13 protein-coding genes are annotated in these 12,340 nt (G+C 32.5%); 12 read left to right on the top strand and 1 reads right to left on the bottom strand.

The annotated features are described in order from the left end of the window. Positions 1–459: 459 nt before the first annotated feature. The 12 genes from glnA to AC5LWL_RS13440 all read left to right on the top strand — a co-directional run bounded on the left by glnA (position 460) and on the right by AC5LWL_RS13440 (position 11,760). Positions 460–1,794: a type I glutamate--ammonia ligase gene (gene glnA / locus AC5LWL_RS13495; RefSeq protein WP_493434782.1), complete on the top strand. Its 1,335-nt coding sequence runs from the start codon at positions 460–462 to the stop codon at positions 1,792–1,794. Positions 1,795–2,124: 330 nt separating this feature from the next. Continuing rightward, a complete protein-coding gene (locus tag AC5LWL_RS13490) occupies positions 2,125–3,057 on the top strand; it encodes a manganese-dependent inorganic pyrophosphatase (RefSeq protein ID WP_493434781.1) in 933 nt (310 codons plus the stop codon). A 168-nt stretch (positions 3,058–3,225) separates the two neighbouring features. Then, entirely contained in the window at positions 3,226–3,924 is a 699-nt protein-coding gene (locus AC5LWL_RS13485) for a response regulator transcription factor (RefSeq protein ID WP_493434780.1), read from the top strand. After that, the gene (locus AC5LWL_RS13480; RefSeq protein WP_493434779.1) at positions 3,921–5,306 is read left to right on the top strand and encodes a HAMP domain-containing sensor histidine kinase; all 1,386 of its coding nucleotides are present in this window, start codon (positions 3,921–3,923) and stop codon (positions 5,304–5,306) included. The genes AC5LWL_RS13485 and AC5LWL_RS13480 overlap by 4 nt, the downstream gene beginning before the upstream one ends. After that, complete coding sequence (locus AC5LWL_RS13475) at positions 5,303–5,974, top strand: PepSY domain-containing protein (RefSeq protein WP_493434778.1); 672 nt, start codon at positions 5,303–5,305, stop codon at positions 5,972–5,974. Before AC5LWL_RS13480 ends, AC5LWL_RS13475 begins: the two co-directional genes overlap by 4 nt. A gap of 92 nt (positions 5,975–6,066) precedes the next feature. Continuing rightward, positions 6,067–6,582, top strand: a complete 516-nt coding sequence (locus tag AC5LWL_RS13470; protein ID WP_493434777.1) for a PepSY domain-containing protein — start codon at positions 6,067–6,069, stop codon at positions 6,580–6,582. An 849-nt stretch (positions 6,583–7,431) separates the two neighbouring features. Then, positions 7,432–7,914, top strand: a complete 483-nt coding sequence (locus AC5LWL_RS13465; protein WP_493434776.1) for a peroxiredoxin family protein — start codon at positions 7,432–7,434, stop codon at positions 7,912–7,914. A gap of 201 nt (positions 7,915–8,115) precedes the next feature. Further along, entirely contained in the window at positions 8,116–8,259 is a 144-nt protein-coding gene (locus tag AC5LWL_RS13460) for an FbpB family small basic protein (protein WP_493436612.1), read from the top strand. A 67-nt stretch (positions 8,260–8,326) separates the two neighbouring features. Further along, complete coding sequence (locus AC5LWL_RS13455; protein WP_493434775.1) at positions 8,327–8,470, top strand: acid-soluble spore protein N; 144 nt, start codon at positions 8,327–8,329, stop codon at positions 8,468–8,470. 149 nt (positions 8,471–8,619) lie between these two features. After that, on the top strand, positions 8,620–10,950 hold the full coding sequence (locus AC5LWL_RS13450; protein ID WP_493434774.1) for an AAA family ATPase: 2,331 nt from the start codon (positions 8,620–8,622) through the stop codon (positions 10,948–10,950). A 52-nt stretch (positions 10,951–11,002) separates the two neighbouring features. Next, positions 11,003–11,431: an acyl-CoA thioesterase gene (locus tag AC5LWL_RS13445; RefSeq protein ID WP_493434773.1), complete on the top strand. Its 429-nt coding sequence runs from the start codon at positions 11,003–11,005 to the stop codon at positions 11,429–11,431. Positions 11,432–11,472: 41 nt separating this feature from the next. Further along, positions 11,473–11,760, top strand: coding sequence for a hypothetical protein (locus AC5LWL_RS13440; protein ID WP_493434772.1), 288 nt, complete (start codon positions 11,473–11,475; stop codon positions 11,758–11,760). Positions 11,761–11,856: 96 nt separating this feature from the next. Here AC5LWL_RS13440 and AC5LWL_RS13435 read toward each other — a convergent pair whose 3' ends face one another. Next, positions 11,857–12,153, bottom strand: coding sequence for a HesB/YadR/YfhF family protein (locus tag AC5LWL_RS13435; protein WP_493434771.1), 297 nt, complete (start codon positions 12,151–12,153; stop codon positions 11,857–11,859). Between the last annotated feature and the right edge of the window lie 187 nt (positions 12,154–12,340).

Genomic DNA, 12,340 nt, shown 5'->3' with positions numbered 1-12,340 from the left:
AATTGGAGAAAATTAATTCTTTCCAAGAGCTATTGTGCGATTTATCTCTATTAGGAAGGGCGTCTACTTTGAAAAGAGAAGCTTTTCCGGCGGCGGATTAATTAAAAGCGTCTATCTTCAAGAGAGCCTGTAATAAGCTTTTACGCTGAAAAATCGATCCTTTCTAAAATGAAATCTATTTAATTAAAAATATGGGAAATATCCTATTAATTAATATCGATAGATTGCTAGTTAGTAGGAGAAAAAGCATTGGTATTGTTAACTTTTGCGATTTTAATGAATTTTTTAAAAAAATTGTCGAAATTTTAAAAAAGCGTTATTACAATGATGGAAGCGTTATCTTTTAAAATTTTAGAAAAATACAAAAAAACTTTTAAAAAAAGCATTGTGTAAAAATAAAAGATTACTTATAATGGATTCAAGTTAGATAATAGAACATGAATTGTGAGGTAAATTGACATGGCACAGATTACATTAGAACAAATTCAAAGTACAATTAAAGAAAAAAGCGTAGAATTATTACATTTACAATTTGTTGACATTGAAGGAATCTTAAAAAACATTACTATTACAGCAGCTCAATTAGATGACGCTGTAGAAGGTAAAATCATGATTGATGGTTCATCTATTAAAGGTTTTTCACCTATTAATAAATCAGATTCATACTTAGCACCAGATTTAAACACGTTTGTAGTATTGCCTTGGACTGAAACAGAAGGATATTCAGAAGCACGTTTCCTATGTTCTGTTACAAATCCAGATGGAACTTTATTTGAAGGTGATACTCGTAACGTTCTGAAGAAAACTGTTGCTCGTGCGGCTGAAAAAGGCTACACAATCTCAGTAGGTCCAGAATTAGAGTTTTTCTTATTCGAGACAGATAGTAAAGGATTTCCTACAGAAGAATTAGGAGATTTAGGTGGATATTTTGAGCCATCACCAAAAGATTTAGGTGAAAAAGTCCGCGTTGAAATTTTCAAAACGTTAAAAGCAATGGGCTTTACAATTGAAGCACTTCACCATGAAGTGGCAGAAGGTCAACATGAAATTAACTTTAAATATGCTGATGCACTAGGTGCAGCAGATTTATCTACTACATATAAATGGGTTGTAAAAACAATTGCAGCTCAATATGGATTACATGCGACATTTATGCCGAAACCAGTATTTGGAATCAATGGTTCAGGTATGCACGTAAACATGTCTTTCTTTAAAGATGGAGAGAATATTTTCTTTGAAGAGTCTGATGAATTACAACTTTCATCAGAAGCATATTCATTTATTGCTGGAGTATTAGAAAACGTGAAGAGTTTTGTTGCGGTAACAAACCCTCTAGTAAACTCATATAAACGTTTAGTACCTGGTTATGAAGCACCTTGCTACCTTGCTTGGTCTGCATCAAACCGTTCAGCTTTAATTCGTATTCCAGCTAAACGTGGAATGGCTACTCGTGTTGAACTTCGTTGTCCAGATCCATCAGCTAACCCATACTTAACATTCGCAGTAATTGCTACTGCAGGTTTAGATGGAGTAGAAAAAGGATTGAAAGCACCTGCACCAATCAATGAGGATATTTTCCATATGACTGATGCTCGTCGTGAAGAGCTTGGTATTGATAGTTTACCAGGAGGATTAGAAGCTGCAGTTGCAGAGTTAGAAGCTGGTGAAATTGGTCTTAAAACACTTGGAGAGCATGTATTCAATGAATATTTAGCTGCTAAAAAAGAAGAGTGGGATAATTACCGTACTTCTATTCATGCTTGGGAAATTGAAAACTATAAATTCAAATTCTAATTGTTAGATTAAAAAGGGGAAGAGCGATTTAAATTGCTCTTCTCCTTTTTTTTTGGAAACATCACTAAGTCAGCATTAACCTATTCCGTTAGAAAGAACTTGGTGGTTGTTTTTTTATAAGAATACGCTTTCTATAAAGTGATAGAAAAACTTACACTCTTTTAGCTAGAATTAAATAAAAGTTACTGCATATGATTAGTAGATTTTTTTGTTCTATTCTTTTAATTTTAGTGGGATATGTTAAAATAGTTATAGGTGGATTAATAAATACTAGTTTATTGAAGTTACTTATTAACCATCATTATTATTGTCACAAGGAGAATTTATAATATGGGAAAAGTATTAATATTCGGTCATAAAAATCCAGATACGGATACAGTTTGTTCAGCAATCGCCTATGCAGATTTAAAAAAGAGCTTAGGAATGGACGCTGAGCCTGTTCGGTTAGGGGAAGTGAATGGGGAAACTGAATTTGCATTAGCTTATTTTAAAACGGAGGCACCAAGATATATTGAAAAAGCAGCTACTGAAGCAGAATCAGTTATTTTAGTCGATCACAATGAGTTTCAGCAAAGTGTGGAAGATATTAAAGAAGTTCATATTCTAGAAGTTATCGATCATCATAGAATTGCCAATTTTGAAACAAGTGATCCATTATTCTACCGTTGTGAGCCAGTAGGTTGTACTGCAACCATTTTAAATAAGCTCTACAAAGAAAACGGAGTAACAATCAAAAAAGAAATAGCAGGATTAATGCTTTCTGCGATTATTTCTGATTCTTTATTATTTAAATCACCTACATGCACGGAGCAGGATGTGGCAGCAGCACGAGAGTTAGCTGAAATTGCTGGTGTAGATGCTGATGTCTATGGTCTTGAAATGTTAAAAGCTGGGGCTGATTTAAGTGATAAAACAGTAGAACAATTAATATCACTTGATGCAAAAGAATTTCCAATGGGTACATATAAAGTTGAAGTAGCACAAGTTAATGCTGTTGATACGAATGATGTGTTAGCAAAACAGGCTGAATTAGAAGCAGCTTTAAATAATACAATTACAAATAAAAATCTTGATTTATTTTTATTAGTAGTGACAGATATTTTAAACAATGATTCCGTAGCATTAGCATTAGGAAATAAGGCCAATATTGTTGAAGAAGCTTTTGATGTTAAATTAGAAGATAATAAAGCTCTATTAAAAGGAGTCGTATCACGTAAAAAGCAGATTGTACCAGTTTTAACAGAGTCTTTTAACAAACTTTAATTTTATTATGACTTAATTGAATAATCTGTATAAAAATACCCTAAGAGTGCTTGCTTTTAGGGTATTTTTATTTGCAAAATAAAGTTATTTTCTGTAGTCTTTTTTAAAGTAAAAGTTTTCTGAAGTAGATAACGAAATTATTGTTTGAAAAAGACAGGGTGATTATTGTTGAAAAAAGATAAAATTCTTATTATTGAAGATGAAAAAAAAATTGCAAGAGTTATTTCGATGGAATTAGAATTTGAAGGATACGATACTGCAATTGAGCACAATGGCACTACTGGTTTAGAAAGAGTAAGGCAAGAAGAATGGAATCTAATTTTGCTGGATGTAATGCTACCGGAATTAAGTGGATTAGAAGTATTAAGAAGAATTAGAAATAGTGGGAATGCTGTCCCTGTTATTCTTTTAACAGCAAGAGGATCTATTCCTGATAAAGTGACTGGACTTGATTTAGGAGCAAATGATTATGTGACAAAACCTTTTCAAATCGAAGAGCTATTAGCAAGAATTCGAGCATCTCTTCGAATAAGCCGATATCAAATTAAACAAGAACAGGAAAAAGTGTTAGAAGTAGATGATTTACAAGTATTTGTAAAATCCTATCGTGTTATACGAGCAAAAAAAGAAATAGACTTAACTCCTCGTGAATTTGAGTTATTAGTCTATTTGTTGGAAAATAAAAATATCGTACTAACTAGAGAACAGATTCTGAACAATGTATGGGGATATGAATATATGGGGGACACGAATGTAGTGGATGTTTATATACGTTATGTGAGGAAAAAAATCGATTATGATTTTACCAATCCAATTATCCATACCATTCGTGGCGTCGGTTATATTATAAAGGATATAAAATCATGAAAGTTAGATCAAAAATCCAATTATTTTCCACTATTTTTCTATTTCTTATCATACTTGTAGTGAATAGTCTTATTTATTTTTTATTTCAAAAATTAATTTTAACAGATAATTTGAATAAAACAACGTCACAGTTGGAACAAATCACAGAAAGTTTACGTCCTCTTTCTGATTCTGTTACTACAGAAAGTTTACTGCGAGCTTATGTTCCATCAGATGGGATGATTCGCATAATAAATAATAAAAATGCTGTTCTATTTACTTCCACAAAGGATACAAATTATACAGAAGTATCCCCACGTTTTATAGGAAAACAAACAGAGAAAATAGTTGAACATAAAAACAAAGCGTTCGCTGTAACTACCCTGCCAGTTATTTGGAACAATGGAGACATTGTAACATTAGAACTGACAGAAAATATTCAAAGCACCTTAACCATCTTGCATCTATTGCGAATTATTTTAATTATTGCATCTATTATTGTTATTATTCCCACCTTTTTAGGAGGGAAAATATTATCGAATATTATATTAAACCCGATTCAATCCATGATTATGACAATGGAAGAAATTCAATCTAATAAGGATTTTAAAAAAATTACATTAACAGAAGAAAAAAAAGATGAATTATATCAACTTGGAGCAACTTTTAATAACATGATTACGTTATTGAAAAAACAGTTTGACCAACAAAAACAGTTTGTCTCTGATGCATCCCATGAACTTAAAACGCCTTTAACTGTGATCGAAAGTTATGCCAATATGTTAAAACGATGGGGAATGAAAAGGGAGAATGTACTGCAAGAAGCAATAGAGGCAATCCATTCAGAGGCGATACGTATGAAGGAAATGACCAATCAAATGCTGGAATTAGCAGATGTTGATGGACATTGGAAGCTTGAGCTGGATACCCTAGATCTTCTAAAGATTTGTGAAGAAAGTGCGAGAAATATGGAGATAGCCCATCATAGAAAAATTTATGTGAAAAGTGATTGGAATGAAGTTCTGTTGTATGGTGATCGAAAGCAGTTGAAACAATTATTATTTATCTTATTAGATAATGCGGTTAAATATAGCACGAATGCTATATTTATTGTCGTGAAAAAGAAAAAAACATTTATCATAATAGAAGTAGTTGATAGAGGCCTTGGTATTTCAGAAGAGGAACAAGCCTTTATTTTTGAGCGCTTTTATCGAGTTGATAAATCAAGAAACCGTGATAGTGGCGGCACTGGCTTAGGTTTATCCATTGCAAAAAAAATAGTAGAAGCACATAAAGGGATAATTGAAGTAAAAAGTACTGTTGGGGAAGGAACTACGTTTGTATGTCAATTTCCACTAGTGGGAGAACCGGCAGCAGCAAAAAGGGAGATAGATAATCAATGAAGAAGCGAAAATGGGTGTATATATTATTTCTAATCCTGTTGGCTGCTGCGATTCTTTTTATGTCCATTTCTTTTTTTATGAAAAAAGAATATTTATCAGAAGAGGAAGTAAAAAAAATCGTAACAAGTAAATATGATGGTGAAGTGACTAGCATCCAAGAAGGGAAAGATGTGTTTAAAGCAAACCTTGAAAATAATAAAGGAAACTATCTTATTTCCGTTCAAGCAATGACAGGAAAAATCTTGGATATAAAAATTTTATCGAAAAATGAAAGACAACATCCAGTAACAGAAGAAGCGGCTGTTAAATATGTGCAATCAGCATACAAAGGGGAATTGAAGTCTGTTAAAGAGGTAGTGGAAAACGGAGTTCGTTACTTTCAGGTTGAATTAGAAGAAAATAAAGAAGTAAACAGCTTTTTTGTGAATCGTCAATCGGGAGAAATCAGCGTAATAAATCAACATAAGACTGGGATGATAGAAGAAGAAACTGCCGAAGAAATAGCAAGAGAACAAGTAGAAGGTACGATAGATGATATTGATGTAGAGGAAGAGGACAATCAACTGGTTTACGAAATTAACATGATAACTCCTCAGAAGAAAGAAGTAACGATTTATATTAATGCATACAGTGGAGATATTACTTCAATTAATTGGGACGAAGATTAACAACAGTTCTCAGCAATTTCTCATTTTTCTTGTTCTGTCTTATCATTTTATCAAGGTAAGATAGGATTATAGCAAAAAAGGAGGAATTAAATATGAAACAAAAAATTAAAAAAATCAGCATTGGAATGGCAATTGCTATTACGATCAGTATAGCTGCTTATTATATGGTAAAAGATCATACAACTACTGCAGCATTAAATCTTAACGTAAAAGCAGCAGAACAATCGAATATTTCAGAAGCACAAGCAAAAAAGCTAGCAGCAGAACAAACAAATAAAGCAGTAAAAGAAGTGGAATTAGAAATAAATGCTAATGGTGAAAAAGTGTATCAAGTGGAACTGCAGGATAATAACTTGATACAGGAAGAAGAAGATGTATATATTAATGCTCAAACAGGAAAAATTATGGAAAAAAACATTAAAATAACAGCAGACCAAGCTAAAGAAGCAGCTTTAAAAACAATACCTGGAACACTGAAGGAAATCGAGCTGGATGATGAAGCTGGGATATATTATTATGATATGGAAGTTTTACAAAAAGATGGTAAAGAAGTAGATATAGAAATTTCTGCAGAAACAGGAAAAATTATAAAAGTGGATAATGAGTAAAAAGAGGCTGAGACATAAGTATTTTAGCCTAAGATAAACCCGAACCATGATACGAAGAGGTGAAAAATATTTCGTATCATGGTTTGGGTTTTTTATTTATGTAAAAAAGAAGGTTTGTGGTAATCACCCGCAGCCTTAATACACTTCGCTTTCCGTGGGGTGGGAGCTCTGAGCCTCCTCGGCGTTGCCTTGCGGGGTCTTTAGCCTTCCCACATTTCCCGCAGGAGTCTTCGCACCCTCCGTTACAAGCAACCTGTTTTAGAATAAGTTCTTGTCTTCGAATTTCATTACAAGGTAGTATTGCTAAACCATAGTAGCGTTGTTTTTTTATGTTATTATTCAACGTTGTTCTCCCGAAATGTTCACTGTTAGTCTATTTCTATAAGATGGATGTTTTTACCAGTTCAACAACAGCAACTAATGGAGCAAAAACTGCTTGATTGGAGTGGAAGGTGCGAGACTCCTGTGGGCTCAGCGCGAGCCCCACGGAAAGCGAGCATCCTGAAACGAGAATCTTGCCCCTGTTTATAAGCAAGATGAATCAATCATCCTTTCTCATTTCTCTAAACCAAGTTATAGCAATACATGAAGAAGAATTTATAACTGCGAAGTTTAAGTTAACTAGATGAAAAAAAATAAAAAACCAGTACAGGGAAGTAACGATTTACGTGCTAAATTAAAGCATGTTCGTCTTTATCTATTATTTATTTAGTTATGTCTCAGCCCTCTTTTTCTAAAAAAATTTTACGCATCCAAAAATATGTAAAAATAACCAGTATCTTTAAGAACAAGTGAAAATAATACATTTTGGTTATTCTACTAGTAAAGACAAAGGGAAGGAGCAATAAAATGGAAAAGAAAATAATTTATTTATTCACTTTCTTCATGTTGGTATTCAGCAATAATGCAATAGCAGCACCAAACGAAGAAATAGAAATAGGGAAAGCAGCACCAAATTTTGTATTAAAAAACCTTGCTGGTGAGACCATTAAGTTATCCGATTATCGTGGTAAAAAAGTAATGTTGAATTTTTGGGCAACATGGTGTCCACCTTGTAAAAAAGAAATGCCAACCATTCAAAAATTTTATGAGGAAAATAAAGACAAGGTTGTTATTCTGGCAGTAAATATTGATGGACAAGAAGATGTTTTTGATTATGTTCATAGTATGAACATAACGTTTCCAATATTATTAGATGAAAAAGATAAAGTGAATGAACTTTATCAAATTATAACGATACCTACTACTTTTTTTATTGATGAAAATGGAATTATCCAGCATAAATTTTATTCAGCAATGCCACTTGCAATTATGGAGGAATTTACAAAATAAACAAATATGAAAGCGTTTGCTATTAGGTAATGAATAAGTTATAATAAAAAAGAAAGAATAATGTATCCGATTACTTATTTTAATTTTCAGAAAAAACTTATAGTTCGAAAAATATTTAGTAAATAAATTTTCTAAACTTTGTAATAATTAAGCTTATTATTGGAAAAGATAAACAAATCTATTAATGAAGGAGTTAAAATGATGAGAAAACCGAGAAAACGTTCATTTCAAGAATTAGTTGCTGAAAATAAACTACAGTTATTAAGAGATAGGGAAGCAATTGAAAAATTAGAAGTCCGCTTAGAAGAACGGTTAGGGAAACGACATTTAAAAGAAGTTCGATAGACAACAGTTATTACCAATTATTAACCTCTCTCATCTTGTGCACAATAAAGATGAAGGAGATGATAAAATGGGTAATCCGAAAAAAGACAGTAAACATTTTGTGCCAAATCATATTGGAACACAGTCAAAAAGTTTTGGTGGGAATAAAGGGAAGCAAATGCAAGATAAGTCTGGTCAACATCCACAAGTAATTCAAACAAAAGGGGAATAATAAAAACAGCTCTCATTACAAGTGATGAGAGCTGTTTTTTTGTGAACAAAACACCGATACCCTCTTATTAATTAACGAAAGAATAGGAATATGATAGTATAAGGTGATGAGATTTGCACAAGAATATTTTATAGAGTGATGTGAAAAGAATGAACATAGAAAATCGAAAAGATACTGGGATATATTCAAAAATTAGAACAATAGAACAAAATTATTTTGAAAAAGGAATAAAGATAGAAGAAGAAGAAGTGCTGCAGCATATACAAACGTTAGATGAAAAGGATGATGGCAAAGCAATATCCACTTTATTAACGATAGCCGCGTTGTCACGAGTTCAGGAGAATGATCAAGATACGATTGCGATAGCCTGGTTAAACAAGGCGCAGCAGTTAGATCCAACAAATCAAAAGGCGGTAAACTTTTTATCTCAAAACGAATGGCAAAATTATCGCAATCTTTTGCAAGAATTAGTTTTCCCCTCTATTAGAGAAACGGATAATCGAACAGCAAAACAAAAAGCTGCTGATCAATATATTCATATATGCAGAAAATTTCTAAGTGATATGGAAGATGAGCAAGAGAAGTTAGAATCCCATTTAACTGCAGCAAAAAGCTTTAATAATAATTTTTCTATGACAAAATATAAAGAAATTATTAATCTTTTACAACAAATCATCATAAAAGCCTCGCAATTACTAAAATCAGCAGAAGATTATGAAGAATCTATTAGCGGTGTATTTCATACATCTATTTATTATGAAGGTGTAAAACAAAGAATGGAAGAGCTAAATGAATTAAAGCAAGAATGGGATCAGTTATTTTTAGTTGACGAAAATAAGACAAGTTCGCTTTCTTCTTTAGATAAATTACAGCAAATGATCGGATTAGATAACGTAAAAAAAAGAGTCCAAGATTATTATCGGTTTTTAAAATATCAAAAGTCACGTAAAAGTTTAGGTTTTACCATTCAAGATGAATTAAGCTTAAATATGATTTTTACTGGTAATCCAGGTACTGGAAAAACAACATTGGCGCGCTTATTAGCTGGTATTTATCATGAGTTAGGCGTTCTTCCAAGTGAGGAAGTGGTAGAGGTCGACCGTTCTCAATTAATTGGCGGCTTTATGGGACAAACAGAAGAAAATGTACGGTCTGTTGTACAGAAGGCTTTAGGAGGAGTGCTTTTTATTGATGAAGCATATAGCTTAAAAAGGGAAGGGCAATCTGGTAATGATTATGGACAAGCTGCAATTGATACATTAGTTTCTTTAATGACAAGTGCTGAATTTGGCGGGAAATTTGCTGTGATTTTAGCAGGTTACCCTGAAGAAATGAGACAATTTTTAGATAGCAACCACGGACTAAGAAGTCGTTTCCCATCTTCTAATTTTATCCATATTCCTAATTACGCAAAAAAAGAACTTTTACAAATTGGTGCAAAAATAGCAAGAGATAATGATTATGTTATAACGGACAGCGGAAAAAATGAATTATTAAAAAGGCTGGAGAAAGAAGAAGTAGATGAAACGTTTGGAAATGCTAGAGCTGTAAAAAATATCGTACTTGATGCTATATTTAAAAAAGGCTCGCAATCATCAAATGACAAGCATATTTTAAGTTATACTCTCTTAGAAGCGATTGATTTTGCAATGGATGATGAAAATGCTTCTGAAAATCCTGCTGAAGAATTTGAGGCACTAATTGGTTTAGAAGAAGTGAAAGCAGAAATAAAAAAAATTATTGCTTTTGTGAAAATGCAGCAATTAAGAAGTGCAAAGGGACAAATGATGCTTCCTATTCAAGTCCATGCTGTTTTTACAGGAGATCCTGGTACTGGGAAAACTACAGTAGCTAAGCTTTATGCGCAATTTCTAAAGGATTGCGGCATGCTAAAAAGAGGGCATTTAATCGTAGCAAGTAGAGCGGACCTTGTAGCAGGATATGTTGGCCAGTCTGCTATCAAGACAAAAAGGAAAATAAAAGAAGCCCTTGGTGGTGTTTTATTTATTGATGAAGCATATGCCTTATTAAATGGTTCTAATCATGATTTTGGGAAAGAAGTAATAGATACATTAGTAATGGAAATGACAAAACATAATGAAAATGTAGTGGTGATTTTAGCTGGTTATCCAAATGAAACAGAAAAATTACTACTAAGCAATCCTGGTTTAAAATCAAGATTTAAGAAATTTATCCATTTTGAAGATTATAACGCTCAGCAGCTAATAGAGATAATGAAAGTATATGCTTCTAACTACGATTATATTTTAGCAGATGAAGCAATTGTCTATTTAAATCAGGAGTTAAATGTAATTGCAACAACAGGAAATGGACGTTTTGCGACTAATCTAATAGACGAAACAGTTCAATTGCAGGCTCTGCGTATTTTAGAAGATAAGGAACAAGCGAAAGAGGCGTATAATGTTCTTTCAAAATTAGATATATATAATGCACTCTCCATCTTCTCAAATAAGCATTAAAATATAAAAGAATAAATTATTAATTTTTAAGAAACGGAGGTTATGATGACCTATGTTTATTTCAACACGGGAAATACAATTGTACTACGCAGACACCGATATGATGGGTGTTATTTATCATGCCAATTATTTGAAGTTCTTTGAATTAGGTCGTGGAGGCTTAATTGAAGATATAGGATTTAGTTATGTGGAGATGGAAAAACAAGGTTTTTTTGCGCCAGTTTATGATATTCAAGCGACGTATAAAAAACCTTTGCGGTATGGAGATAAAGCATTTGTAAACACATGGGTGGAAACAAACGATGGCTTAAAAACAACATATGGTTATAAAGTCGAAAATGGAAATGGAGAGGTATGTGTGATTGGTTCCTCTACACATATTATTGTAAGTAAAGATACGTTTAAGCCAAGATCCTTTAAAAAAAGCTTTCCTAAATGGTTTTCTAAATATGAAGAAATAAAGAAGGGTGCAATTTACTAGGAAGAAGACGATGAAGGAAAGAATAGAAAGGAGCGTTTTAAATGGCATTCGGTATCAATAGGAAAGAGTTATTGAGATGGAAAAAGCAAGTAGACAAAGGGGAAATCTCATTTTTAACCCATTATTGGTTGGACAATCGTTTTCCGAAAAGTAAAACGGTGACAAAGGTAGGATGTTCGGACTTGGAAAAATTAATAAATTGGGGAAAAAAATATGGATTAAAAAAAGAATGGATTCATCAAAGAAAAGATGGTTATTCTCATTTCGATTTAGTAGGAGATACTCAAAAAGAAATTTTAAAAAAAGAAAAAATCACTGTCCTTCTTTAAGTAAACGGGAATAGAATAAGAGGAAAATCCCCCTTTTGTACTTATTAGTGAATCAATATCGTAATAAGTACATAAGGGGGATTGTATTTAATTTTATCAATGTTTTTCTGCGTAGTGATATTCCGGTTCATTGGCATCTGCATTAAATTCTGCAAGTAAATCATTTCCATCAAAGTACCATAGATCTTTGTCTTCAATATAATAGTTAATTCCGTTTTTCTGTGTGCTTACACCAATGTTTATCGGCTCTTCGTTGGAGATTCCAAGAGAAAAACCTTGTTGAACGGTGCTGCATCCACCATAACGAGCAAAAAATCGAACATAGTCTCCGCTTTTTAACAACATTTCATCTTTATACCAGGATGCTGCTTTATCACTAATAAAAATCTTCATAAAGTGATACACCTCAGTTTCTTCTTAATATTTGGCCTAGTTATAGGAATATACAGTCGAAACGAAAAATGAAAACACTTCATTTTTATTTCGTAATCATGAATTCAATTAAAATTAGCCATACGCCTATTATAAAACAAAGCTTTATTTTTTGCGACTAATAAAGAGGGTAACCACAATAGAAAAA

The organism is Niallia sp. WK069_GA_01, assembly GCF_983173855.1.
This window is presented reverse-complemented; position numbering and strand designations above follow the sequence as displayed.